The 25,437-nt window shown below is 67.1% G+C and carries 17 protein-coding genes; 12 read left to right on the top strand and 5 right to left on the bottom strand.

What is annotated here, in order from left to right:
* Window positions 1-9 precede the first annotated feature (9 nt).
* The 3 genes from GW587_RS13060 to GW587_RS13050 form a co-directional block, all read right to left on the bottom strand.
* The gene (locus GW587_RS13060; RefSeq protein WP_166103359.1) at window positions 10-1,380 is read right to left on the bottom strand and encodes a glutamine synthetase family protein; all 1,371 of its coding nucleotides are present in this window, start codon (window positions 1,378-1,380) and stop codon (window positions 10-12) included.
* A 13-nt stretch (window positions 1,381-1,393) separates the two neighbouring features.
* A complete protein-coding gene (locus GW587_RS13055; RefSeq protein ID WP_166103358.1) occupies window positions 1,394-2,524 on the bottom strand; it encodes a M14 family metallopeptidase in 1,131 nt (376 codons plus the stop codon).
* A 67-nt stretch (window positions 2,525-2,591) separates the two neighbouring features.
* Complete coding sequence (locus tag GW587_RS13050) at window positions 2,592-3,497, bottom strand: helix-turn-helix transcriptional regulator (RefSeq protein WP_166103356.1); 906 nt, start codon at window positions 3,495-3,497, stop codon at window positions 2,592-2,594.
* Between the two features lie 192 nt (window positions 3,498-3,689).
* Between GW587_RS13050 and GW587_RS13045 the strand changes: the two genes are divergently transcribed.
* The 7 genes from GW587_RS13045 to GW587_RS13015 are packed head-to-tail and all read left to right on the top strand — an operon-like array spanning window position 3,690 to window position 13,936.
* Window positions 3,690-5,843: a TonB-dependent receptor gene (locus tag GW587_RS13045; RefSeq protein ID WP_166103354.1), complete on the top strand. Its 2,154-nt coding sequence runs from the start codon at window positions 3,690-3,692 to the stop codon at window positions 5,841-5,843.
* Entirely contained in the window at window positions 5,833-7,152 is a 1,320-nt protein-coding gene (locus tag GW587_RS13040) for an MFS transporter (protein ID WP_166103353.1), read from the top strand. The genes GW587_RS13045 and GW587_RS13040 overlap by 11 nt, the downstream gene beginning before the upstream one ends.
* On the top strand, window positions 7,149-9,209 hold the full coding sequence (locus GW587_RS13035) for an alpha/beta hydrolase family protein (RefSeq protein ID WP_166103351.1): 2,061 nt from the start codon (window positions 7,149-7,151) through the stop codon (window positions 9,207-9,209). Before GW587_RS13040 ends, GW587_RS13035 begins: the two co-directional genes overlap by 4 nt.
* Window positions 9,206-10,684, top strand: a complete 1,479-nt coding sequence (locus tag GW587_RS13030) for an aldehyde dehydrogenase family protein (RefSeq protein WP_166103350.1) — start codon at window positions 9,206-9,208, stop codon at window positions 10,682-10,684. The genes GW587_RS13035 and GW587_RS13030 overlap by 4 nt, the downstream gene beginning before the upstream one ends.
* 8 nt (window positions 10,685-10,692) lie before the next feature.
* Window positions 10,693-12,105, top strand: coding sequence for an NAD(P)/FAD-dependent oxidoreductase (locus GW587_RS13025; RefSeq protein ID WP_166103348.1), 1,413 nt, complete (start codon window positions 10,693-10,695; stop codon window positions 12,103-12,105).
* Window positions 12,102-12,455 (top strand): cupin domain-containing protein, encoded by a 354-nt coding sequence (locus tag GW587_RS13020; RefSeq protein WP_166103347.1) that lies wholly within the window; start codon window positions 12,102-12,104, stop codon window positions 12,453-12,455. Before GW587_RS13025 ends, GW587_RS13020 begins: the two co-directional genes overlap by 4 nt.
* A gap of 20 nt (window positions 12,456-12,475) precedes the next feature.
* Window positions 12,476-13,936 (top strand): NAD-dependent succinate-semialdehyde dehydrogenase, encoded by a 1,461-nt coding sequence (locus GW587_RS13015; protein ID WP_166103344.1) that lies wholly within the window; start codon window positions 12,476-12,478, stop codon window positions 13,934-13,936.
* Between the two features lie 36 nt (window positions 13,937-13,972).
* On the opposite strand, the gene GW587_RS13010 is transcribed toward GW587_RS13015, so the two are convergent.
* Complete coding sequence (locus GW587_RS13010; protein ID WP_166103342.1) at window positions 13,973-16,651, bottom strand: helix-turn-helix transcriptional regulator; 2,679 nt, start codon at window positions 16,649-16,651, stop codon at window positions 13,973-13,975.
* A 198-nt stretch (window positions 16,652-16,849) separates the two neighbouring features.
* On the opposite strand from GW587_RS13010, the gene GW587_RS13005 reads away from it, so the two are divergent.
* The 4 genes from GW587_RS13005 to GW587_RS12990 are packed head-to-tail and all read left to right on the top strand — an operon-like array spanning window position 16,850 to window position 23,050.
* The gene (locus GW587_RS13005) at window positions 16,850-19,063 is read left to right on the top strand and encodes a TonB-dependent receptor (protein WP_166103340.1); all 2,214 of its coding nucleotides are present in this window, start codon (window positions 16,850-16,852) and stop codon (window positions 19,061-19,063) included.
* Between the two features lie 33 nt (window positions 19,064-19,096).
* Window positions 19,097-20,647, top strand: coding sequence for a hydantoinase/oxoprolinase N-terminal domain-containing protein (locus tag GW587_RS13000; protein ID WP_166103337.1), 1,551 nt, complete (start codon window positions 19,097-19,099; stop codon window positions 20,645-20,647).
* An 11-nt stretch (window positions 20,648-20,658) separates the two neighbouring features.
* On the top strand, window positions 20,659-21,759 hold the full coding sequence (locus GW587_RS12995; RefSeq protein WP_166103335.1) for an S-methyl thiohydantoin desulfurase family protein: 1,101 nt from the start codon (window positions 20,659-20,661) through the stop codon (window positions 21,757-21,759).
* Between the two features lie 40 nt (window positions 21,760-21,799).
* The gene (locus GW587_RS12990; protein ID WP_166103332.1) at window positions 21,800-23,050 is read left to right on the top strand and encodes a cytosine permease; all 1,251 of its coding nucleotides are present in this window, start codon (window positions 21,800-21,802) and stop codon (window positions 23,048-23,050) included.
* Window positions 23,051-23,064: 14 nt separating this feature from the next.
* On the opposite strand, the gene GW587_RS12985 is transcribed toward GW587_RS12990, so the two are convergent.
* On the bottom strand, window positions 23,065-24,099 hold the full coding sequence (locus tag GW587_RS12985) for a glycoside hydrolase family 43 protein (RefSeq protein ID WP_229259427.1): 1,035 nt from the start codon (window positions 24,097-24,099) through the stop codon (window positions 23,065-23,067).
* Window positions 24,100-24,213: 114 nt separating this feature from the next.
* On the opposite strand from GW587_RS12985, the gene GW587_RS12980 reads away from it, so the two are divergent.
* A complete protein-coding gene (locus tag GW587_RS12980; protein ID WP_166103326.1) occupies window positions 24,214-25,413 on the top strand; it encodes a DUF2252 family protein in 1,200 nt (399 codons plus the stop codon).
* Window positions 25,414-25,437 lie beyond the last annotated feature (24 nt).

Below are 25,437 nucleotides of genomic sequence, written 5' to 3'. Positions count from 1 at the left end.
CCTTCAATGTCAAACATGCAGCAACAGGTGCTCGCGTTCCCAGGGGCTGATCACGGTCATGAATTCCTGGTGCTCCAGATCCTTGATGGCCGAGTACACATCCACGAACCGTTCGCCCAGCACGCCGCGCAGCTGGTCCTCGGCGCGCAAGCGCTGCAGCGCTTCCGGCAAGCCCTGCGGCAATTCCACCTGCAAGTCGTAGGCGCTGCCGACCATCATCGGCGCCGGCTCCAGCTGTTCCGTCATGCCGAGGTAGCCGCAGGCGAGCGTGACCGCCAGCGCCAGATAGGGATTGGCGTCGGCGCCGATGATGCGGTTCTCGACGCGCCGGTCCTCCACCCCGGACTCCGGCACGCGGAATCCGACGGTGCGGTTGTCCATGCCCCACTGGATGTTGATCGGCGCGGCCGTGTGGCGCACGATGCGCCGGTAGGAATTGACATACGGCGCGACAATGGCCATGGCCGACGGCATGTAGCGCTGCAGGCCGCCGATGTAATGCTTGAAGATCGGCGCCGCCGAACCATCGGCCGCGCTGAAAATGTTGCGGCCGGTCTTAGTATCGACCACGCTTTGATGCACATGCATCGCCGATCCCGGCTCGCCGGCCATCGGCTTGGCCATGAAGGTGGCGTACATATCGTGCTTGAGCGCCGCCTCGCGCAAGGTGCGCTTGAAGAAAAACACCTTGTCCGCCAGGCTGAGCGGATCGCCGTGCAGGAAGTTGATCTCCATCTGGCCGGCGCCGATTTCATGGATCAGCGCATCCACGTCGAGATTCATCAGATCGCAGTAATCGTAGATGTCCTCGAACAGGGGATCGAACTCGTTGACGGCATCGATGCTGTAGACCTGGCGGCTGGTTTCGGCGCGGCCGCTGCGGCCGATCGGCGGCTTCAGCGGCAGGTCCGGGTCGATGTTTTTCGCCGTCAGGTAGAACTCCAGCTCCGGCGCCACCACCGGACGCCAGCCCCTGTCGGCGTACAACTTGAGCACGCGCCGCAGCACCGAGCGCGGCGCGAAGTCGACCAGCTTGCCGTCGGCGAAATAGCAATCGTGGATCACCTGCGCGGTCGGATCGGTGGCCCACGGCACCATGGTGATGGTGGTCGGATCGGCCTTGAGGATCATGTCGCGGTCAGTGGTCGAGATGGCGCGGTCGTAGCCGGGGTTTCCGGTCGGGTAGTTGCCGGTGACGGTCATGCCCAGCACAGCCTCGGGGATGCGCATGCCGCGCTCCTGGGTGAATTTGGCGCGCGGCAGGATTTTCCCGCGCGCGACGCCGGTCAGGTCGGGGACCAGGCACTCGATTTCCGTGACCCGTTTTTCATTCAGCCACTGGTCCATGTCGGCGTAACTAAAGTTTTCGCGAATTGCCATAAAGTCCCCTGATTTAAGCCTTGCTGTCCACCAGCGCCGCGCAGGCGCGCGCGCACAGCGTCACGCCTTCCCGTATGACGGATGCCCGCCAAGCGGGGTCGGACGGTATGAAAGCTTCCCGATATTCCGCCTGCGCCTGCTCGAAGGCGGCGCCGGTGGCAGCCTGGCGGCGCATCCACGCCATGCCCAAGTGGACGCGCTGCATGCGGCGCCGCTCCAGCGTACCGAACTCGATGGCGGTGGCGGACACCGCGCAGCCGGGCAGCACCTCGGCGAACGCCTGTATCATCAGACCCTGATAGGTCGCCAGCGCGGTGTGGGTGGAGCCGGCGCCGCTCAACGCCGCCTCGCCCCATATCGCGATGGCGCGTTCGCGGCCAGGGGTGCCGGGCGCGTCCTGGTTGATCATGAACGGCATGCCGTAGGGGCCGATGCCGGTGTGCAGGTCGGCCAGCACGCAGCGCTTGGCGTTGCCGAGGTGGCGTTGCAGCACCTGCCGCAACGCCAGGTTCGACCATTCCGATTGGGCGCCGCCGTAGAAAATACCGTCCGCATGCAGATACTGGCCGCCGTTGAAGGCGGTCGAAAACGCTTGCTCGCCGACCCGCGCGCGATAGGCGTCCATCGCGGCGAACACGCGCGCCAGTTCGGCCTCGCTCCAGTCTTCCAGCATCAATTGCGGATGCAGTTCGGCGTAGCCGCTGTTGACCGGCGCAGGCGACTGGAAATCGATGAAGTTGCGATTCAGGTCGACGTTGTTTTCGGTGCCGCGCTGCCAGTGGGCGAAGCCCCATGGATTGACCGCGTGTATCAGCAGCACGGCGGAGCCGGCCGGCAGCGTGCCCGGGCCTTGTTCCCGCAACCACGCCGTTTGCACGGCCGACCCGGCGTAGCCTTCGATGCCGTGGGTGCCGCTGGCGATCACCAACACATCCCGCGCATCCGGATCGCCGAAGCGCAGCGCATCCATCCACAACGGCGCGCCATCGGGGCCATCGAGAGGATGGCGCAGGCTGTCGATCCGGCCGCCGCGCAGTGCGGCGGCATCCAGCAAGGCGGCGCGCGCCTGTTGATAGGTGGCGGCGAAGCCGTCGATTGATTCGGCGGCGCTGGGCGTGCCGGAGTTGGTTTTTTGAGTCGTCATGCAGCCGATGTTAGGCGGGTCGGCAAGGACAGGCAATAGCCGTTCCGGGCTATTCGGCGTCGGTTAACTAACGTTGCGTGGGGGCCTGGTAGCGCGCCAGCGGATCGATGTCGGTGTCGGGTTCGGCGAACGGTATGCATTGAATGAACAGCGAAAACAGTTCGGCTTGCGAGCTCGTCTCAAGCTTGTGGTGAATGCTTTTGCGCTGGTTGCGGATGGTGCCTTCGGCCGTGTGCAGGCGCGCCGCCGTCTGCGCCGACGAGTACCCGCTGAGCATGTAGAACACCACCTCCCGCTCGCGCTTGGTGAGCAGCGAGGCGCCGAAATTGTCCATCGTCGACTGCACCTGCCGGTGCACCAGGCGGTCGGTCTCGCTGGGCGGCTGCGGCGTCGCCAATTGATGATGGCGGCGCATGGCGGCGAACAACAGCGGCAGCGCCAGGCGCACCCGGGGCAGCTCGGCGGCGCTGAACGGCGGACTGCCTTCTTCACGCCCGAGACAGAACGCGATCGAGTGGCGCTCGTCGATGCGCCACAGGATGTCGATGGTGTCGATCAGATGGGTGTTGTGGAAAAAGCAGCGGTAAAACTCGCTCTGATAAAAATCGTCCGGCACGTAGGAGGCCATCGCATACGCGCCATCGGCCTGCCCCCGCTGGAACATCTGGTAGACCGGATCGAGCGCGTAGGGGCCGTCGAGGTAGGCGGTTTCACGCGCGCCACGATGGCGCGCCGCGTCGGCCTGCACCGACAGGTAGCGCGGCCGCTGCTCGACCGAATAGGCCAGCACCACGCCCATCTCGGCGTCGACCAGGGTGCGCAGGAAGCCCAGGGCGGCGCTATAAAAGCCCGCTTGACCCACACCGCCGGCCAGCGCGGCGAGCCCGCAGATGCCCTCGATGTCGAATGTGAGTGTGGCGGCGGGTGGGAGCGCCGGATCGGAGGAATCGGGCGTCATGTCAGACTTGGTCATCGTATCGGTGTGGTAAGAATCACGCATGTCCCCGGCGGGATATATCTAATGCTTTCGTAACAGTTATAACATAGTTCCATGCGTTGCGGAATGCCCGGAGCGGGGCAAAACCGGACCTGACACTCTCTCAATAAAATGGAGTACCACATGGCCTTTAGTAAGTCATCCTCTCGCGGGGTTCGCCGTTTATCGATGCTGACGGTTGGTGCCGCCATCGGCATTTCCGCCACAGCGCAAACCTCGGCGCCGACCGATGCGCAGCCGGAGGCCAAGCCAGGCGTCGACCAGGTCGTGGTCACCGCCGCCAGGCGTTCGCAGCTGCTGAGCGATGTCGCCGGCTCGGTGACCGCCATGAGTGGCCTCAAGCTTGAACAACTGGGCATGGAGACGGCGGAAGATGTGTTCAAACTCAGTCCGGGGGTGCAGTTCAACAAAGGCAACGCGGACGGCGCCTTGTACAGCATCCGCGGCATCGGCACCAACACCTCGTCGGACAACGTTGTCTTCGGCCAGGCGCCGACCGGCATCTACATCGACGACATCCCGTTCACCGATCCCTACGTTTTCATCTCCTCGCCCGACATCGCGCCGTTCGACCTGGAACGGGTGGAGGTCCTGCGCGGCCCGCAGGGCGCGCTGTATGGCTCCTCGTCGCTGGGCGGCGCGGTACGCTACCTGTTCAACAAACCCAACCTGGACAACACCGAATTCAGCGTGATGAGCGGTTTCTCCAGCGTCGCCGGCGGCGGCAACGGCTACACCGCGAACACCATGGCCAACCTGCCCTTGTCCAAGGGCGTGGCGGCGCTGAGGATGGTGCTCACCAGCCGCAAGGACGCCGGTTATGTCGACAACCTCGGCACCGGCCGGAACGACATCAACGCCAACCGCGCAGACGCGGGCCGCGCCATCCTCGCTTTGAAGCCGATGCAGGGGCTGGACATCACGGCAACCTATATGACGCAGCGCAGCCGCCAGGACGGCACCAGCGCCGTCAGCCCTTCGGCCGACAGCCTGACCGTCGACACGCCCACCGACGCCCACGTCAAGTCCCGCGTGACGCTGGCCGACGTGCAGGTGAACTGGGAGCGCAACGGTCTGCGCCTGACCTCCATCACCGGCTACCAGACCAAGCGCCGCGACCAGGTCAACGACGTCAGCTATCTGCTGGTGCCGGACTTCACCATGTATGGCGGCATCGAGTATCCCAACGTCGACCGCGCCATCAACGACGAACCGCGTCATTCGAATTCGTTCACCCAGGAATTCCGCCTCGCCTCGGCGCATCCGGACCGGCTGGACTGGCTGATCGGCGCATTCCATCAGAAAGCGAATTTCTTCCGCGGCCAGAGCATCACGCTGCCCGGCGCCAACGATCCGGAGAACCTGCCCGGCGACGAATATTTCGCCACCGTGCGCACCGGTACGGCCGTTGAAAATTCGCTGTTCGCCGACCTGGACTGGAAAGCGACGCCGCAATGGTCGCTCGGCGCCGGGGCGCGCTACTTCAAGACCAAGGTCGATTTCGACCGCTCCAACTACGGCGCCCCGTTCACCCATTTCAGCGACAGCGACAACGGCGTCACGCCGAAATTCAGCACCCGCTATGCCTTTACGCCGGCCGTATCGGTGTATGCCACGGCATCGCGCGGCTACCGCTTCGGCGGCATCAACACGGTGGGGCTGCTGCCCTATAAGTCGGACTCGCTGTGGAACTACGAAACCGGCGTGCGGCTGCAGCCCAACCGCGATCTCAACCTCAGCCTGAGCGGCTTCGTGCTTGACTGGAAGGACATCCAGGTCTCCAGCGCCGACAGCAACGGCTTCGTCATCATCTCCAACGTCGGCAAGGCCAAGTCGACCGGGCTGGAAGCCACGTTCGGCTGGCGCGCCAGCCAGGCGCTGCGGATCAACGGCAGCCTGGCCTACACCGACGCCACGATCAGATCCGACTTCGTTTCCGCCTCCGGCGTCGCGGTCGACTCCGGCACCCGTCTGCCGGGCGTGGCCAAGCTGCAAACCACGCTTGACGGCAGCTACAACTTCGCCGGCCCGATGGACACGCAAGGCACCTTCACCACGGTGCTGCAGTATGTCGGTTCGCGCCGCGCGCAGATGGACGCCGGCCTGGTGCTGCCCGGCTATACCACCGCCGATCTGCGCCTGAACATCAGGAAAGACAATTGGGAACTGAGCGCCTACGTGCAGAACGCCGCCGACAAGCGCGGCCAGTCGTCGGCCGCGCTGAACTATTCCACCTATCTCAATCCCGGCACCGTCAACTACACCGAGTGGTATCCGATCCGTCCGCGCACCGTCGGCATGAGCTTGCGCTATGACTATTGAGGCAAGCGCGCACAAGGGCCGCATCAATCCGATGGCGACGCTGCTGGTGCTGACGCTGGTGAACGCGATGGCGCAGTCCGGCGGCACGCTGCTGGCGGCGGTGCTGCCCTTGATCAAGGACGAGTTCGGATTCTCGGACGGTCAGCTGGGGCTGTTGACCGGCTACGGCTCGGTGTTGTCGATGGCGCTGCTGGCCTTGCCGATCGCGCACTGGGCGGGACGCTACGGCGCCTCCACCATGCTGGCCGTCAGCATGATGGTCTGCGGCGTCGCCAGCGCCTTGACGGCCGGCTGCGGCGCGCTGTGGCAGTTGATCGCCACGCGCCTGGTGTCCGGCGTCGGTCCGGCGGCGGCCTGGCCGCTCGGCCAGGCGCTGGTGAGCGAACTGTATCCGCCCGAGCGGCGCGCCGGCGCCATGGCGACCTACACCGCCGGCGATTTCCTCGGCAACACGCTGCCGCTGGTGGTGGGCGGCTGGATCGCCGTCAAGTTCGGCTGGCGCACCGCTTTCATCAGTTTCGCGGCGATGATCGTGCTCACCGCGCTGCTGCAACGTTGGCTGGTGCCGAATCCTCCCATGATTTTGCCGACATCGGCGCCGGCCAAGGCCGCGGAAGCGACGCGCTGGAGCGCCGGCCTGCGCGCGCTGTGGCACGAGCGCGGCTTCGTGCAGATCACGCTCGGCTTTTCCTGGGCCTCGTTCGCGGTGTCGGGCCTGTCCAAATGGATGCCGAGCTTCTACAACCGCGAATTCGGCCTGGCGCCCGACGAGGCCGCGGCGTTCTTCGGCGGCGCCTACGCCGGCGGCGCGCTGATCGGACTGTTGCTGGGCGGCCTGCTCGGCAACCGCATCGGCGCCGACCGGCCCAACCGCATGCTGGCCTTTTGCATGGGAACCTATGCCTTGACCTTTCCCTGCATCCTCGGCGTGCTGTTCGCGCCCAACCTGAAGTTCGCCTTCGTGGCGCACGTCGCCGCCACGGTGTTCGGCGCCATGCCCAACGGACCGGTGCTGGCGATGCTGCACACCACCGTGCCGCGCCACCTGCGGGTGCTGGGCGCCTCGGTGTTCCTGCTGGTGCTGACCATGCTGGGCGACGGCGGCGGACCGCTGTTGATCGGCTTGTTCAGCGATCTGCTGCAACCGCGCTTCGGCAACGAATCGCTGAAGTACGCGATGCTGATCGTCAAGCTGTTCGGCCTGATGTTGTTCGTCCATTTGAGCCTGGCCTGGCGTAGCGCGCGAAACCAGCGCCGCCAGGACCTCGCCTCCCCTTTCACCATATTGAATCCGAAAGACACACTATGAGCGTGCCGCTGCACTCCGCCATTTTGCCGCAAGACCATTTCGACATAAAACTGCCTTCCGATCCGAAGATTTCCCCGGATGGCCGCTTCATCGCCTATACCCGCACCCGCGCCGATGTGGCCAGCGACAGCTGGATCGCCGAACTGGCCGTGATCGACCGCGAGTCCGGCGTCCGCCACGAATTGGGACCCGCCGGCCAGCCCTGCTGGGCGCCGGACAGCAAGCGCCTCGCCTTCGTCCCGGCCACGGAGGGAGCGCCGACGATCGCGCTTTGGCACGCCGGCACGCTGGCGCGCAGCGTGGTGGTCACGCTGCCGCAGCAAGCGGGCAACCTGTCCTGGTCGCCGGACGGCCGCCTGCTGGCCTTCGTGAGCCGTGTGGCCGAAGCGCCGGCGGCCGTCTCCGGTGTGGAGCCTGCGGCGTGGGAGCACCTGCGTACCCCGGCCTGGAGCGCTCCCGGCATCTATAGCGACCAGCTGGTGCGCCGGGTCGAAGGCATCGACGGCGAGATCGCCGACGGCTACCACCATATCTTCCTGCTCGACCTCGATACCGGCGCGACCCGGCAGCTGACCGATGGGCCTTACCAGCACGGCGGCCCGCTCACCGGCGTCACCAAAATGACGCTGGCCGGCCACATCTCGTGGACGCCGGATGGCCGCCACATCGTCATGTCGATGCAGCGCCCGGCGCCGCAGTCCGGCGTCTACGACCCGAAAACCACCATCGCCGCCGATGTCTACGAGTTCGCCGTCGGCGACGGCGCGGTACGCCAATTGACCGATTTCGGCGGCCCGGTGTGCCAGGCCAGCGTCTCGCCGGATGGCCGGTGGATCGCCTTCGTCGGCTTCCGCAACGAGATGAAGTCGTTCCACACCAACCTGCTGTACCTGATGCCGCGCGCCGGCGGCCCGGTGCGCGCCCTGCCCCATCCAGCCGAGATGGAAGTGCATCAGCAATTCCAGTGGCTGCCGGACAGCAGCGGCCTGCTGCTGCTGCTGCCGGACGCCGGCGACGGCTGCATCGCGCGGGTATCGCTGGACGGTGAATGGCGCACGCTGACGCGCGACGTCGGCGGTTCGGCCGCCAGCGGCTACGTGCTGTATCAGAAGGGATTTTCAGTCGCCCGCGACGGCCAGATCGCCTATCTGCGCGGCGCCGCCGCGCGTACCGACGAAGTGGCCGTGCTGGCCGCCGATGGCGGCGCCGGGCCGACGCTGAGCAACGAATCCGACTGGCTGGCGCAGCGCGCCGTGGCGCCGGTCGAGGCGATGTGGCTGGAGACCAGGCCGGGCGGTCCGCGCTGGCAGGCATGGATGCTGCGTCCCGCCGGCGCCCCCGCCGACGAGCAATTGCCGCTGATCGTCTGGTTGCACGGCGGGCCCTACCTGGCCTGGTGTCCGCATTTCGCACTGATCCCGCAAATCTGGGCGGCGCGCGGCTACGCGGTGCTGATGATGAACCCGCGCGGCTCGCTCGGCTACGGCGCGGCGTTCACGCAAGAACTGCAGCACGACTTCCCGGGACAGGACGACCTGCTGATCCTCGACGCCGTCGAGGCGGCGGTGGCGCGCGGCGGCATCGATCCGCACCGGGTGCACCTTGCAGGTGAATCGGCGGGAGGCGTGCTGACCGGCTGGCTGCTCGGCCACAGCCAGCGCTTCGCCTCGGCCTCGGTGATCTACGGCGTGCTGGACTGGACCAGCCAGGTGCTGGCGGTGGACCGGCCGGACTACTTCCCCTTCTACTGGCTGCCGGGCGCGCCGTGGAAGCCGGGCATGCAGGAACAATACTGGGCGCGCTCGCCGCTGTCGCTGGTGGACCGGGTGCGGACCCCGACGCTGGTGCTGTGCGGCGAGCGCGACTGGCGCACCCCGGTGGCGCAATCCGAGATGTACTACACCGCGCTTAAACTGTGCGGCGTCGACGCGGCACTGGTGCGCTACCCGGACGACAACCACAGTTTCGAATGGCACCCGAGCCATTGGATGGACCTGGTCGAGCAAGTCGACCGCTGGATGCGCGGGCATAGTCCTGCGCCGGCGGTCAAGCCATGAAGAAGAACTACATCAACGGCCGCTGGTCGGACGCCGTCAGCGGCGCCAGCCGCGGGATCGTCAATCCCGCCAACGGCGAAGTCATCGCCCTGGTGGCCGACAGCGGCGCCGAGGACAGCGCACTGGCGGTGGCCGCGGCCAAGGAGGCGTTCTACGGCGCCGGCGCGTGGCGCCGCATGAGCGGACCGAACCGGGCCGAGCTCCTGTATGCCGTCGCCGACACCATCAAAGCCAGGACCGAGGAACTGGCGCTGCTGGATACCGTCAACAACGGCAAGCCGCTGCGCGAGGCGCGCGCCGACGTCGCCGACGCCGTCGCCTGCTTCCGCTATTACGCCGGCCTGATCGGCAAGCCGCAGGGCGGCGTGTACGAGGTCGGCGACGGCTTCGGCGCCATGCATGCGTATTGCCTGCATGAGCCGATAGGCGTCTGCGCGCTGATCACGCCGTGGAATTATCCGCTGCTGATGGCGGCGTGGAAGCTGGCGCCGGCCCTGGCGGCGGGCAACTGCGTGGTGTTCAAGCCCAGCGAGCTGACGCCGCTTTCCGCCGTGCTGCTGTTTGAGATCTTCGACGCGGTCGGGCTGCCCGCCGGCACCGCCAACCTGGTGCTCGGCGACGGCCCCGGCGCCGGCGCGGCGCTGGCGGCCAGCCACGACGTCGACATGATCACCTTCACCGGCAGCACGCGCACCGGGCAAAGCATCGCCGCCGCCGCCGTCGGCAACCTGAAGAAGGTGGCGCTGGAACTGGGCGGCAAGTCGCCCAACCTGATCTTCGCCGACGCGGACCTGGAAGGCGCGGTCGAATGGGCGATGATCGGCATCTTTTTCAATCAGGGAGAGGTGTGTTCCGCCGGTTCGCGCATCCTGGTCGAAGCCAGCATCAAGCCGCGCTTCGTGGCGCGCCTGGCCGAACGGGCCAAGGCCATGACCATCGGCGACGGCAGGCATGACCCCGACATGGGCGCGCTGGCCTCGGAAGCCCAGATGAACAAGGTGCTCGCGGCGATCGGCGCCGCGCGGCAACAAGGCGCGACGCTTGTGTGCGGCGGCGAGCGCTATATTGAAGGCGACTGCGCGCGGGGATTTTTTGTGCGTCCCACCATCTTCGACGATTGCACCGGCGCGATGGACATCGTGCGCGAGGAGGTGTTCGGCCCGGTGGTGACGATCCAGGGCTTCACCACCGAGCAGGAAGCGATCGCCATGGCCAACGATACGCCATACGGCCTGGCCGGCGGCGTGTTCACCAGCGACGGCGCACGCGCGCTGCGCGTCATCAAGGAACTACGCGCCGGCGTCACCTGGATCAACTGCTACAACCCGACCTTCAACGAGGCGCCATGGGGCGGCTACAAGATGAGCGGATACGGCCGCGACCTCGGCGTGCACGGCATGGCCGAATACCAGCAGGTCAAGCAGGTCAACATCAATCTACAACCAGGCCCGGTCGGCTGGTATGCGCAGCGGTGAGTCTATCCATGCAAGCAACAGTCTTCGAACGTTCGCCCCCTACTCCGTCGGCCATCCGCTTCTCGCTTGAGGGCGCCGTCGACGGCTCCTTCTGGCTTGCCGACCTGCCGCCCCGTGAGCCCTTCCCGCCCTACCAGGGCGAGCACGAGGTCGACCTGGCGATAGTCGGCGGCGGCTACCTGGGCCTGTGGACCGCCATCCTGGCAAAGGAGCGCGATCCGCAGCGCGGCGTCGTCGTGCTGGAGGCGCGGCGCGTCGGTTGGGCCGCGTCCGGCCGCAACGGCGGTTTTTGCGAAGCCAGCCTGACCCACGGTGAAGAAAACGGCCGCAAGCGCTGGCCGGAAGAATACGCGCAGCTGGAGGCGCTCGGCTTGCGCAACCTCGACGAGCTGGAGGCCACCATCGCGCGCTACAACATCGATTGCGACTTCGAGCGCACCGGCTGCCTGACGGTGGCGGTCGAGCCGTACCAGGACGAGCAGTTGCGTGGAGAAGACTATCTGTCCATGGAGGCCATCCGCGCCGAAGTGAACTCGCCCACCTATTTGTCCGGCCAATGGGACAGGCATACCACCGCCATGCTCCACCCCGGCAAACTGGTGGCGGAACTGGCGCGCGTCGCCACCGGGCTCGGGGTACGGATCCATGAGCACTCCGCCGTGGACGCGATCGCACCAGCCAGCCGCGCCGATCAGGGGCGCATCCGCCTGAGGACGGCGGCCGGGTCGCTGTCGGCCACGCGCGTCGTCCTGGCGACCAACGTTTTCCCATCGCTGCTGCGCCGCTACCGGCTGCACACGGTGCCGGTGTACGACTATGTGCTGATGACCGAGCGGCTCAGCCCGGAGCAACTGCGCAGCATAGGCTGGCAACATCGCCAAGGCATCGCCGACATGGCCAATCAATTTCATTATTACCGGCTCAGCCGCGATAACCGTATCCTGTTCGGCGGCTATGACGCAGTGTACCGTTACGGCAAAGCGGTCGACGACGCCTACGATCTGCGGCAGGCATCCTTCGAGCGCCTGGCGAGCCATTTCTTCACCACCTTCCCGCAGCTCGACGGTCTGAAGTTCAGCCATCGCTGGGGCGGCGCGATCGACACATCGACGCGCTTCTGCGCCTTTTTCGGCTCCGCGCGCGGCGGCAACATCGCCCACGCGGCGGGCTTCACCGGACTGGGCGTGGGCGCCACCCGCTTCGCCGCCAACGTCCTGCTCGACAAGATCGACCGGCTCGACACCGAACGCACCCGGCTGCGCATGGTGCGCGAGATGCCGCCGCCGTTCCCGCCGGAGCCGTTCGCCTTTCTCGGCATCCAGGCCACGCGCTGGTCGATGGACCGCGCCGACCACAACGGCGGCAAGCGCAACCTGTTCCTGCGCGCCATGGACGCCGTCGGGCTGGGGTTCGACTCATGACGACCTTCTTCGAACTCGCGGGCAATCTGGTGGTGCAGGCGTCGGCCGTGACGCTCGATCATGCGTCGCCGCCGGCAGGCAAGATACTCGCCGGCGAGCCGCGTATCGGCACCGCCGTGCTTGGCGCCATGGGCGACTACGCGATCGGTGTCTGGGAGATCACGCCTAGCGTGACAACCGATATCGAAGCCGATGAATACTTCATCGTCCTGTCGGGCGCGGCGACGGTGAGCTTCGACGACGGCTCGCCCGCGCTGCGTTTGAGCGCGGGGTCGGTCGGGCGGCTGGCGGCCGGCACCGCCACCATCTGGAACGTCACCGAGACACTGCGCAAGATCTACATCGCCTAGCTATCAAAGAAAGAAACGGCATGATTCATTTCAAACAGAAGTTGCAGGATCCAACATTGCTGCGCCAGCAGTGCTACATCGACGGCGCGTGGCTCGACAGCGGCGCCACCCTGGAGGTAAGCGACCCGGCAAGCGGCGCCCCGCTCGGCACCATACCGGACATGGGCGCCGAGGAGACGGCGCGGGCGATCACCGCCGCCAATCTTGCCTGGCCGGCCTGGCGCAAGAAGACCGCCAAGGAGCGCGCCGCCTTGCTGCGCGGATGGCACGACCTGATGCTGCGGCACGCCGACGACCTGGCGTTGATCCTCACCACCGAGCAGGGCAAGCCGCTGGCCGAGTCCAGGGCGGAAATCGCCTATGCCGCCTCGTTCATCGAGTGGTTCGCCGAGGAAGGGAAGCGGGTGGCTGGCGAAACACTGGCGTCGCCATGGCCCGACCGGCGCCTGGTCGTCACCAGGGAACCGGTCGGCGTGTGCGCCGCGATCACGCCGTGGAATTTCCCGTCCGCGATGATCACGCGCAAGGCCGGCCCGGCGCTGGCGGCGGGCTGCTGCATCGTCGTCAAGCCGTCCGAGTTGACGCCCTACTCCGCGCTGGCCTTGGCGGTGCTGGCGGAACGCGCGGGCATTCCACCCGGGGTATTCAATGTCGTCACCGGCTCCGCGCACGCGATCGGCGGAGAGCTGAGCGCCAACCCGGCGGTGCGCAAGCTCAGCTTTACCGGTTCCACCGCCGTCGGCCGGATACTCATGGCCCAGAGCGCGGCCACGGTCAAGAAGGTATCGCTGGAACTGGGCGGCAACGCGCCATTCATCGTGTTCGACGACGCCGACCTGGATGCGGCGGTCGAGGGCGCGATCGCCGCCAAATACCGCAATTCAGGCCAGACCTGCGTTTCCGCGAACCGGCTGTATGTGCAGGACGGCGTCTACGACGCCTTCGCCGCCAGGCTGGCCGACGCGGTGCGCAAGCTCAAGGTGGGCGCTGGCACCGAGCCGGGCGTGACGCAAGGCCCGTTAATCGAGGAGAAGGCGGTGCGGAAGGTCGAGGCGCACATCGCCGACGCGCTGTCGAAAGGCGCCCGGGTGTTGGTCGGGGGGCGGCGCCATGCGCTCGGCCATGGTTTCTTCGAGCCCACCGTGCTGGCCGACGTGGCGCCGGACATGCTGGTGGCGACCGAAGAGACCTTCGGTCCGCTGGCGCCGCTATTCCGTTTCAAGGAAGACGCCGAGGTGGTGGCGATGGCCAACGATACCGAATTCGGTTTGGCCGCCTACTTTTATTCGCGCGATATCGGCCGCGTCTGGCGCGTCGCCGAAATGCTGGAAACCGGCATGGTCGGGGTCAATACCGGCATACTCTCGAATGAGATCGCGCCGTTCGGCGGCGTCAAACAATCAGGCTTCGGCCGCGAGGGTTCGCGCCACGGCATCGAAGACTACCTGGTCATCAAATACATTTGCCTGGGCGGCATCTGACCGGGGCGCTTGGGCAGCGACCGCTCCAAGCGTCCGCTAAGCCATCAAGGCGCGGCGCCTGGCCTCGGCCACCGCATCCTCGCGCTTGTTGACCTCGAGCTTGCCGAAGATGGATTTCAAGTGCTGCTTCACCGTTTCCGGCGACAGCATCAGCGTCTTGGCGATCATCTTGGTGGTCTGGTCCTTGGCCAGCTCGCACAGCACGTCCAGCTCGCGGGGCGTGAGTCCGGCGGCGGCGTTGGAGCGCACCCGGAAGCGCGCCTCCCATGCCGCAACCACCCGGCCGGCCCATGCCGCGGCCGGGCCGCCGTCCTGTTCCGCGACCAGGCGCAGCTGCGCCGCCAGGTCCGCGCCGAAGCCGAGGAACATCTGCACCGCGCCGCACTTGCCCGCCATCGACAAGGCCGCCAGCAGATCGGCGCGCGCAGCCGTCGCGTCGCCGCGAAGCCGCGCGACCCGGTTGCGCATCAATAGAGCGGTGATCTCGGCCAGCCTGAAGCCGCCGCTTTGCGCCAGTTCCAGCAGGGTCGCCGCGCACGCCGCCGCCGCGTCGACATCGTCCGCTTGCAGCCGCAGGAAAAAGCAGGCCCGCGCCAGCGCTTCGACTTCCGACCACGGCAGCGCGAACGGCTGGTGCGCCAGCCGCCAGGCCGCTTCCAGCTTGACGCTGTCGGCCAGCCGCAGCGCCTGCTCCACCGCGCCCGACGACAACGCGACTTCGATCTGCGCGGCGGCCGCCACCATGCCGAGGTGCGGCAGGCTTTCCTCGAAGGCGTACAGGCGCGCCGCTTCCAGCAATTCCAGCGCCTCGGCCGGCTGTCCCAGCGCCGCCGCGCACATCGCCGGGTCGACCATCAGGCCGATGTGGATCTCGAACATATTGAACGATTCGGACGGCATGATGGCGGCGAATTCGTCGCGCGCCCGCTCCAGCTCGCCGCGCTGGAACAGGATACGGGCTTGCAGCACCGTGGTGATCTGCCCCAGGAACTGGGTGCGGAAATTGACGAAATTGGCGTCCTGCCGCAGCAGGTCGTCGATGATGCGCTCCGCCAGCTCCAGCTCGCCGCGCGCGTAGGCATTGCGCGCCTGGTACATCCAGACGAAGGGCTGGGTGTTGCCGAAGTCGGCGTTGGCGTAGACGTGACCGATCTCCAGCGTGCGCCGCTCGCAGCGCTCGACCGGGCCGTAGCGGTGCAGCATGGTGATCTCGATCGCCAGGCACAGGCACAGCACCCGCGTGTCGGCGGCATAGCGGTGGCGCGCGATCTGCTTGGCGGAGGCGATCACCGGCCAGGGGAAGAACTCCACGCTTTGCTCGGAGCCGAGCAACAGCATCATGCAGCGCGCCATCTCCAGATCGAGCAGGATGCGCTCGTCCTGGCCGGCGTCGGCATCGCCGACCAGCCGTTCGATGCGGCCGAATTCGCTGGGATTGGCTTGTCCCAGCGCCACCTGCTGTCCCAATTGCAGCAAGCGCAGCCGTGGATGGCGCTGGATGGTGGTCGCCGGCAGCTGCTGCAACAGCGCCCGCACCCGCAACGCGCCTTCGTTGACCAGCAACAGGATGGCGCCGGCCTGTTCGATCATCGACGCCGCCCGGTCCAGCCGGCCGCCGGCCACCGCGTGCTCCACCGCCGCGTAGACCCGGCCGGTGTCGGCCAGATGCTGGGCGGCGCGCAGGTGCAGCTCGGCGCGCAGGCCGGGCCTGGACAATTCCAGCGTGTCGATCAGATAGTCGCGCAGCAGCGGATGCAGGCGCGCGTGCCAGTTCGATTCATCCACCACCACGATCGGCTTCAGCGCGTGCAGGCGCTGGATCAGGCCGAGACTGTCGTCGCGCCGGCGCACCGCGTTGGCGGCGGCGACGTCGATCGTCACCAACACAGCCACCTCGGCCAGGAAGGCGATGATGTCGGCGTCCAGCGTCGAGAACACTTCCTCGGCCAGATAGTCGAAGATCTGCCGGCGCGGCATCTTGACCCGCGCGTCGACCACCCAGTCGGCCTGCCAGCCGCCGGCCGCGCTCAGCCGCACCAGTTGCAGCGCGAACGGCCAGCCGTCGGCGTAGGCGGCGACCTGGTGCACCGCTTTGCCGGGCAGGTAATCCTGCAGCAAGGCGCGGGTTTCGTCAAAGCTGAAGCGCAGGAACTCGGCGTCGATCAGCCGCACCTTGCCGGCCAGCTGCATCCGGGTCAGCGGCAGATTCGGCAACTCGCGGCTGGCCATCACCAGGCTGACATTGGGCGGCGCCGCCAGCGCGATGGCGTCGATCAATTCGTCCACGCCGGGACACGACGCGGCCTCGTATTCGTCGAAGAAGATCGCCAGCGGTTCGGTGATGCTGGCCACCCAGGCCGCGACGTCGGCCACCAGCCGGCCGCTGTTGTGGCTGGCCAGCTGGCTGGCCGCCAGCGCCCCCAGCAGGCTGGCGCAGAAAATGTCCGGATCGCCGTCGCCCGCCTCGCAGTTGAGCCAGGCGGTGCGCATGCCGCGCTGCCCCAGCCGCCGCGCCAGTTGCGCCAGCAGCGTGGTCTTGCCGAAGCCGGCTGGCGCCACCACCACCGTCAGCCGCGCGGTGCTGGGCGGCGCCGACAGGATGCGTTCGATCAGGCGCTCGCGCCATACCGCGTCGTCGATGTGCACGATGGGCTGGAATTTGCGCGCCAGCGGCGCATCGCTGCGGACATCGTTCGGCGGGAGGGAATCGGTCATGGCTGGGCGTTGGCTATCTGTTTTCGAAATGTAACACAAACCATCTAAACCGTTTACGACGCCCCCGGTTGCGGCGGGTTTGTCGCCATCCCCCCCGAAAATCGGCCCCCCATCCCCCGCCGTTGGCGTTGCGCCGCGCTGCCGCCGCACGCACACTGTACTGAACAACAACGCCATTCAATCACCGGGAGCAGTCAGATGAAGCACTTGGACCGCAGCACGCACGATCGTCAGCCACGTCACTCCACCCCGCCGCCCGACGCCCGGCGACGACGCCTGAAGCCGCTGCCGCTGGCCATCGCGCTGGTGTTGGGCGGCGGCCAGGCCTGGGCCCAGACCGCGCCGGACGCCGCCGACGATGGCCAGCCCAAGCTGGAAACCATCGTGGTCAAGGCGCAGCGCCGTGCCGAACGCCTGCAGGACGTTCCGGTGGCGGTCAAGGCGTTCTCGGCGCAACAGATCGAGGACGCCGGCATCAAGAACACCGAAGACTTCATCGCCATGACGCCCAACGTCTCCTTCGATAACTCCTTCACCTACGGCAATTCCTTCGTCGTCATCCGTGGCGTCACCCAGGTCAACAACGCCGATTCGCCGGTGGCGGTGGTGGTCGACGGCGTGCCGCAGAACAACCAAAAGCAGCTGAAGATGAATCTGTTCGATGTGCAGAGCATCGAGGTGCTGAAGGGGCCGCAAGGCGCGCTGTACGGCCGCAACGCCATCGGCGGCGCGATCAACATCGAAACCAAGCAGCCGCGCGACAAGTTCGAAGGCTTCGCCGGCGTGGAGGTCGGCAACGGCGGCGCCAGGCAGGTGTCGGCGGGCATCGGCGGCGCGCTGGTTGAGGATCTGGTGATGTTGCGCGTGGTGGGCCAGAGCAAGCAGGCCGATGGCTTGATCGGCAACACCTACCTGAACCAGAAGGTCGACCAGCTCGACCACGACAACGCGGTGCGCGCCACGCTGACCGTCAAGGCGGCCAGGGACGTCAATCTCGATTTCCGCATCGGCGTCACCGACTTCGCCGCCGGCGCCGTGTGGGACAGCCAGATCAACCAGCCCGGCACCGCCGGCAACCCGAACGACATCCGCGACCCGCGCAGCAGCCTGCTCGGCAAGTCCGACGGCAAGACCACCGACGCCAGCTTCAAAGCCGAGATCGAGACCGGACTGGGCGTGATCAGCGCGATCACCGGCTACACCAAGCTGACCGAAAACTACCGCGGCGACATCGACTTCAGCAATCCGATCGACCATCCGGGCGGCTTTTCCGGCTTCGGCTTCCAGCTGGGCCAGGGCCAGAACCTGGAAACCCGGATGCTGAGCCAGGAGCTGCGCATCACCTCGCCGTCGCGCGAGCGCTTGCGCTGGATCGCCGGCACCTATTACCTGAAGACCAAGCGCACTTTGCAGACCCGCGCCTTCCTCGATACCGACGGCAGCTTCGACCAGTACAACGAGGCGGCCAAGCTGCTGATCAACAAGAACGAAAGCAACGACAACACCGCCTACGCCGGCTTCGGCCAGCTCGACTACGACCTGGCCGGCGACCTGACGCTGTCGGGCGCGCTGCGCTACGACCGCGACAACCGCGACCAGACCGACCAGGCCACCGGCCTGCACCGCAAGCGCGATTTCTCCAACTGGCAGCCGAAGCTGACGCTGACCAAGAAACTCAACCCGAACGCGCTGGCATACCTGACCTACAGCACCGGCTTCCGCTCGGGCGGCTTCAACGGTCCGGACCTGCCCGACTTCGGCGCCGAAAAGCTGGCCAACTACGAAGCCGGCGCCAAGACAACGCTGCTGGGCGGCCGGCTGATCCTGAACGGCGCGCTGTTCTACTCGAAGTCGAAGAACTTCCAGTATTTCTATGTCGACGCGCTGACCGCCTCGCAGGTGATCGCCAACATCGACAAGGTCGACATCAAGGGCGCCGACATCGACTTCCGCTACCTGCCGCTGCGCGAGCTGCAACTGGACGGCGGCATCGGCGTCACCGACAGCACGATCAAGGAAAACCGTGTCGAGCCCGGCAGCATCGGCAACCACACGCCGAAAAACACGCCGTTCAAGGCCACGCTCGGCATCCAGTACGGCGCCGCCGTCGGCGCCAACCTGAAGGGCATGGTCCGCTTCGATACCGAATATCGCGGCAAGAAGTACTGGCACGCCGACAACGTGGCCGTGTCCGATCCGCTGACGCTGCTCAACCTGCGATTCAGCATCGGCGAAGCCAAGGACCAGTGGCGCGTCGGCGCTTACGTGCGCAACCTGGCGGACAAGCGCTACTACGCCGACTACACCTCGGCCAATTATTCCGGCCTGAGCTACGGCGCCGGGCAGCCGATGGACATCGGCTCGCTGGCCCAGCCGCGCACCTTCGGCCTCGAGGCCAAGTTCCGCTTCTGACGTTTTCATCCCCGTGACCACAAGGACAGATCCATGTATCGAATAGGAATTGACGTGGGCGGCACCAACACCGACGCCGTGCTGATGCGCGACGGCCAGGTGGTGCAAGCCGTCAAGGCGCCCACCAGCGCCGACGTGACCGGCGGCGTGCTGCAGGCGCTGCGCGACCTGGTGCAAGGCGCCGGCGTCGAGTACGCGTCGCTGCGCGCCGTGATGATCGGCACCACCCACTTCACCAACGCCCTGGTGGAACGACAGCACCTGGCGCCGGTCGGCATGATCCGGCTGGCGCGGCCGGCCAGCACCGGCATCCCGCCGCTGTCGGGCTGGCCCGAGGACCTGCTGGCGGCCGGCCGCCTCGACTGCCGCATCGCTGGCGGCGGCTACGAATTCGACGGCGCGGTGCTGGCGCCGGTGCAAGGCGAGGAGATCCGCGCCATCGCCGCCGAGTTCGCGGCGGCGGGGATCCGCAACATCGCCATCTCCGGCGTGTTCTCGTCGATCAACGACGCCCAGGAACGCGAGGCGGCGGCGCATGTGCTGGCGGTGCTGCCACAGGCGCGCGTCACGCTGTCGTCAGAGATCGGCCGGGTCGGGCTGCTGGACCGCGAAAACGCGGCGATCCTGAACGCCGCGCTGGGCGACCTGGGCGAGAAGACCATCAACGCGCTGCGCGCGGCGTTGCGCGAAGCCGGGGTCGAGGCGCCGTTCTACATCACGCAAAACGACGGCACGCTGATGGACGCCGAACGCGCGGCGCGCTTCCCGATCCTGACGGTTGCCTCAGGTCCGACCAACTCGATGCGCGGCGCCGCCTTCCTGTCCGGCTGCAAGGACGCGATCGTGGTCGACATCGGCGGCACCACCTCCGACGTCGGCGTGCTGGTCAACGGCTTCCCGCGCCAGACCGGCACGGCGGTTGAAGTCGGCGGCGTGCGCACCAATTTCCGCATGCCGGACGTGTACAGCCTGGGCCTGGGCGGCGGCACGCTGGTGGCGGACGATTACCAGACCATCGGCCCGCACAGCGTCGGCTTCCGGCTGCGCAGCGAGGCGCTGGTGTTCGGCGGCCGCACGCTGACCGCGACCGACATCGCGGTGGCGGCGGCCGGCGGCATCGACGGCATCGGCGACCCGGCGCTGGTGGCCGATCTCGATCCGGCGCGGGTGGCGGCCTGCCTGGCGCGCATGCGCTGCATGATCCTGGCCGCGATCGACCGCATGCGCACCTCGGACCAGCCGCTGCCGGTACTGGTGGTGGGCGGCGGCAGCGTGCTGCTGCACGGCACGCTGGGCCAGTTCGAACTGCGGCTGCCGCCCCACTTCGCGGTCGCCAACGCGGTCGGCGCCGCCATGGCCCAGGTCAGCGGCGAGGCCGACCGGGTGCTGCGGCTGGCCGACATCGGGCGCGACGCCGCCATCGCGCAAGTGCGCGCCGAGGCCCAGCAGAAGGCGCTGGAGGCCGGCGCCACGGCGGACAGCCTGGAGCTGGTCGACATCGAGGACGTGCCGCTGGCCTACATGCCCGGCGACGCCACCCGGATTCGGGTGCGCGTGGTCGGCAACCTGCAAACGACAAGCTGAGAGGACCATCCATGCGTATCATAGAAGTGCAAGACCTGGAAGCGATCGCCCTGGGCGGCGCGGTGTACGGCACCGGCGGCGGCGGCGATCCCTATCTGGGCAAATTGCTGGCGCAGCACGCCATGCGGCTGCACGGCCCGGTGACGCTGATCGACGTCGACAGCCTGGACGACGACGCGCTGGTGATCTCGGTGGCCGGCATCGGCGCCCCCACGGTGCTGCTGGAAAAGCTGCCCAACCTGGAACAGGTGCTCAACAGCTTGGCCGCGCTGGAATCCTTCCTCGGCCGCAAAGCCACCGCGCTGATGTCGGCCGAGGTGGGCGGACTCAATTCGACCATTCCGTTCTGCGCCGCCAGCGTGCGCGGCCTGCCGCTGGTCGACGGCGACACCATGGGCCGCGCCTTCCCCGAGATCCAGATGACGCTGTGCACGCTGCACGGCATCGCCGCCTCGCCGCTGGCCCTGGCCGACGAGAAAGGCAACGCGGTGATGGTGGATGCGGTCAGCAACAAGTACACCGAGCGTTTCGTCCGTTCGATCACGATGGAGATGGGCGGCTCGGCGCTGGGCGCGATGTACTCGATGGACGGCAGGCAAGCCCGGCAGGCCGTGGTCCGCGGCTCGATCGGCAAGGCGCTGGCGACCGGCCGCGCCATCTTCGAGGCGCGCGCGCGCCACGCCGATCCGGTCCAGGCGGCGCTGCTGGCCACCGGTGGCTTCCTGATCCACACCGGCAAGGTGGTCGACGTGCAGCGCGGCACCGACGGCGGCTTTTCGCGCGGCCAGGCCCGCATCGTCGGCCTCGACGGCTTCGACGGCGAGGAACTGAGCCTGCTGTTCCAGAACGAATTCCTGCTGGCGCGGCGCGGCGAGCAGGTGCTGGTATCGACGCCGGACCTGATCGTGCTGCTGGACCTGGAGAGCGGCGAACCGGTCACCGGCGAACTGCTGCGCTACGGCCTGCGAGTGGCGGTGCTCGGCATTCCCTGCGTCAGCCAGTGGCGCAGCGCGGCCGGACTGGAGCTGGTCGGGCCGCGCTATTTCGGCTACGACGTCGACTACGTGCCGGTCGAGCAGCGCCACATGAGCCGCGACGAGACGGTCGCCTGAGCGGACCTCGCTTCCTTTCCTCACTTATTCCGGGACTCCCATGAACGACTCCTCACCCGCCGCGCCCATGCTGAGCTGGCTTGGCCTGGCCACCATCTGGTTCGGCGGCATGATCAGCATCCCCTCGCTGCTGATCGGCAGCACCCTGATCGCCGGCCTCGGCTTCTGGGACACGCTGCTGGCGGCCGCGATCGGCTGCGCCGTGGTGGGCACCTACATGAGCCTGGAAAGCATCGCCGCCGTCGAGCAGCGGCGCGACACGGTGGCGCTGGCCGCCAGCGCCTTCGGCGGCAGCGGCGCGCGCATCGTGGTCGGCCTGGCGCTGGGCATCTCGCTGCTGGGCTGGTTCGGCGTGCAAAGCGCGCTGGCCGGCGCCTCGGCCGCGCGCATCCTGCAGATCTCGCTGGGCTGGAGCGTGGCGCCGCAACTGGCCTCGGTGGCGCTGGGCCTGTTCATGATGCTGAGCGCCGCGTTCGGCTTCAAATGGCTCAAGTGGCTGAACTACCTGGCCGTGCCGTGCAAGATCGCGCTGGTCGGTTTCGCGGTGTACATGGCGCTCAAGGCGAACAGCTTCGCCGAGGTGGCCGCCTACCGCCCGGCGCCCGGCGCGCGGATGGACATGATGACGGCGGTCGGCATCGCCATCGGCTTCTTCGCCGTCGGCGGCGTGATCGCGCCCGACTATGCGCGCCACGCCAAAGACCGCCGCGCCGCCGTGCTGGGCTCGCTGCTGGGCCTGATGCCAGCCGCGCTCGGGCTGGCCGCCTGCGGCGCGATGCTGGCCATCTTCCAGCACACCTATGACATCGTCGACATCTACGCCCGGCTCGGCATGCCGCTGCTGGCGCTGTCGGTGCTCATCCTGGCGACCTGGACCACCAATGTGATGAACGCGTATTCGTCCGGGCTGGCCATCACCCAGGTGCTGGGCTGGCCGGACAGCCGGCGCCGCCTTGCCACGCTGCTGGCGGGCAGCGCCGGCGCGTTGCTGGCCGGCGCCGGCATCCTCGACAACTTCATGGGCTTTTTGATGGTGCTGACGGTGACGATCCCGCCGATCGCCGGCGTGCTGGTCGGCGACTACTGGCTGGCGCGCAGCTTCGTCCGCGACGGCCACCGCGCCTTCCGCTGGCAGGGCCTGCTGGCCTGGAGCTGCGGCGTGGCGGTGATGCTGCTGGCCAGCCATCCGCTGAAGAATGTGCTGGGGATCGTGGTGTCGGCATTGGCGTATTGGGCCTTCACCGCCCTGTCCCGCCATCGGACCCCGGGGCCGCTTCCGACCCGGCCCTGACTGCGCCGGCGGACTTAGCGGCCCGCCGCACCGGCCAACGGCCGCGCCGTCACCCCCTCCGAGGTAATGACCACCGGCCGGATCGTGCCATCCTCGTTGAAGTACAGATGCTCGATCGCCAGCTCGCGATGGTTGCCGTCGACCTCCGTCAGCGGCCGGCGGTGGTAGGCGATGTACCAGTCATCGGTGCCTGGGATGTTGACGATGGAGTGGTGGCCGGCGCCCTTGGCCACCTTGCTGTCCTGCTGCAGGATCTTGCCGATCCGCTTGAACGGCCCGAACGGCGACGAACTCATCGCATAGGCCACGCTGTATCCCGGCCCGGTCCACTCCCCCTCCGACCACATGAAGTAGTACATGCCCTTGCGCTTGGCCATGAACGGGCCCTCGACGTATTCCGGATCCGGCGTGATCTCCTTGAAGGTGCTGCCGTCCGCGAAGGGCTGCACACTGAGCAGGTCCGGCGCCAGCTTGACCACGTTGGCGTGCTTCCAGCCGCCGTAATACATGTAGAACTGCCCGTCGTCGTCCTTGAACACCATCTGATCGATCGGCTGGGCGCCATTGTGGATTTTCCCGACCAGCGGTTTTCCCAGCGCATCCTTGAACGGTCCCTGCGGCCGGTCGCTGACGGCCACGCCGATGCCGCCCAGCTGATCGTTGCTCTTGATGTCGTTGGCGCCGAAGAACAGATAATATTTTCCCTGGTGCTCGATCGCCGACGGCGCCCACACCGCATACGCCGCCCACGACACGTTCTCCACGTCGAGCACGTGCGGGTGCTTGGTCCAGTGCACCAGATCCGGCGACGAGAACGCATTGAAGAAGGTGATCTTGAGGAAAGGCGCCCAGATCAGCTGCGATTGCGCGCGCATGCGCTGCTGCTCGGGCGTGAAGCGCTGCGACACATCGGGCGTGCCGTAGTCGGCCGAATAGGTCGGATAGATCCAGTATTGTCCATTAAAGATACGAATTTCCGGGTCGGCATACCAGCCCGGGACGATGGGATTGGCCGCGTGCGGCGTGGCGGCCGCACCCGTGAGGCACAATAAAGCGACAAAACGGGATAAACAGTTTGTTTTTTTCTTCTTCAGCATCGACTTTAATCTCCGGATGTATGGCGGCGCACCTTGGATAGCCGAAATCCAACGCACAATCTCATCATGGAAAAACCACCGTCACGTTTGCTCAATAATACCCCAGCCCCGGACAACCGGCGTCCGACCTTGATCCGGCGTCGCGACATGAAGATGGCGCGCTCGCCGCACGCCTATGTGCGCGGCAATACGGCGCAATACTACGACTGGCTGCATTCGCTGCCGGGGCAACGCTTGCCGCGCGGCCCTGAGATCTGGATCTGCGGCGACTGCCATGTCGGCAATCTCGGCCCGGTCGCGGCGGCGGACGGCACCGTCCAGCTCCATCTGCGCGACTTCGACCAGACCACGATCGGCAATCCCACCCACGACCTGATCCGGTTGGGACTGTCGTTGGCGAGCGCGGCGCGCGGCTCCTCGCTGCCCGGCATCGTCACTTCGCACATGCTGCAGCATATGCTGCTCGGCTACCAGCGCGCATTTTTCCCCGGACATGAAGAGATTTTCGCCAAGCCGGCCGTGGTCAAGGCTTCCTTGCGCGAGGCGCAGCTGCGCTCGTGGAAGTCGCTGGCGCGCGACCGCGCCATCGATGGCCGTCACGCCATCCCGCTGGGCAAGAACTTCTGGCCGATCAGCCCGACCGAACGCGCGGCGATCGAAGAAATGTTCGCCGACCCGGCCATCCTGACCACCATCACCGGCAACGATGTGCCGGATACGACACAGCGGCCGGCGGTCGTCGACGCCGCCTACTGGGTCAAGGGATGCAGTTCGCTCGGCTTGCTGCGTTACGCGGTGCTGGTTGAATTCAACGGCAAGCGCCGGCTGCTGGACATCAAGGAAGCCGTCGCCGCCACCAGCCCGCGCTACCCCCGCGTCAGCATGCCCCGCGACAACGCCAAGCGCGTGCTGCAGGGCGCCAGCAGCCTGACGCCGGCTTTGGGCGGGCGGATGGTGGCGCGACGCTTCATGGAGCGCGGCATCTTCATCCGCGAGCTGATGCCGCAGGACCTGAAGCTGGAAATCGAACAACTGAGGATGGAGGATGCGGTGCTGACGGCCAGCTATCTGGCCTACGTCGTCGGCCGCGCGCACGCGCGCCAAATGGACGCCGGCACGCGCTCGATCTGGCTGACCGAATTGCTGGCCAACCCGGCGAAGTCCACCGGGACACCGCAGTGGCTGTGGAACAGCGTGGTCCAGCTGGTGGCCAGCCACGAGGCGGGCTATCTGGAGCATTGCCGCAAATACGCGCAGTCCGAGTGACGGGAATGTCCCGGCTTCCGCAAC

This window comes from Duganella aceris (assembly GCF_011090165.1).
In the GTDB taxonomy this organism is placed as follows: domain Bacteria; phylum Pseudomonadota; class Gammaproteobacteria; order Burkholderiales; family Burkholderiaceae_D; genus Rugamonas; species Rugamonas aceris.
This window is presented reverse-complemented; position numbering and strand designations above follow the sequence as displayed.

Excerpts from the sequence above, each read along its gene's own strand:
- GW587_RS13060 (WP_166103359.1), bottom strand. The coding sequence starts at position 1,380 with ATGGCAATTCGCGAAAACTTTAGTTACGCCGACATGGACCAGTGGCTG.
- GW587_RS13040 (WP_166103353.1), top strand. The coding sequence starts at position 5,833 with ATGACTATTGAGGCAAGCGCGCACAAGGGCCGCATCAATCCGATGGCG.
- GW587_RS13035 (WP_166103351.1), top strand. The coding sequence starts at position 7,149 with ATGAGCGTGCCGCTGCACTCCGCCATTTTGCCGCAAGACCATTTCGAC.
- GW587_RS13000 (WP_166103337.1), top strand. The coding sequence starts at position 19,097 with ATGTATCGAATAGGAATTGACGTGGGCGGCACCAACACCGACGCCGTG.
- GW587_RS13030 (WP_166103350.1), top strand. The coding sequence starts at position 9,206 with ATGAAGAAGAACTACATCAACGGCCGCTGGTCGGACGCCGTCAGCGGC.
- GW587_RS12995 (WP_166103335.1), top strand. The coding sequence starts at position 20,659 with ATGCGTATCATAGAAGTGCAAGACCTGGAAGCGATCGCCCTGGGCGGC.
- GW587_RS13025 (WP_166103348.1), top strand. The coding sequence starts at position 10,693 with ATGCAAGCAACAGTCTTCGAACGTTCGCCCCCTACTCCGTCGGCCATC.
- GW587_RS12990 (WP_166103332.1), top strand. The coding sequence starts at position 21,800 with ATGAACGACTCCTCACCCGCCGCGCCCATGCTGAGCTGGCTTGGCCTG.
- GW587_RS13045 (WP_166103354.1), top strand. The coding sequence starts at position 3,690 with ATGCTGACGGTTGGTGCCGCCATCGGCATTTCCGCCACAGCGCAAACC.
- GW587_RS13055 (WP_166103358.1), bottom strand. The coding sequence starts at position 2,524 with ATGACGACTCAAAAAACCAACTCCGGCACGCCCAGCGCCGCCGAATCA.
- GW587_RS13050 (WP_166103356.1), bottom strand. The coding sequence starts at position 3,497 with ATGACCAAGTCTGACATGACGCCCGATTCCTCCGATCCGGCGCTCCCA.
- GW587_RS13010 (WP_166103342.1), bottom strand. The coding sequence starts at position 16,651 with ATGACCGATTCCCTCCCGCCGAACGATGTCCGCAGCGATGCGCCGCTG.
- GW587_RS12980 (WP_166103326.1), top strand. The coding sequence starts at position 24,214 with ATGGAAAAACCACCGTCACGTTTGCTCAATAATACCCCAGCCCCGGAC.
- GW587_RS13005 (WP_166103340.1), top strand. The coding sequence starts at position 16,850 with ATGAAGCACTTGGACCGCAGCACGCACGATCGTCAGCCACGTCACTCC.
- GW587_RS13020 (WP_166103347.1), top strand. The coding sequence starts at position 12,102 with ATGACGACCTTCTTCGAACTCGCGGGCAATCTGGTGGTGCAGGCGTCG.
- GW587_RS13015 (WP_166103344.1), top strand. The coding sequence starts at position 12,476 with ATGATTCATTTCAAACAGAAGTTGCAGGATCCAACATTGCTGCGCCAG.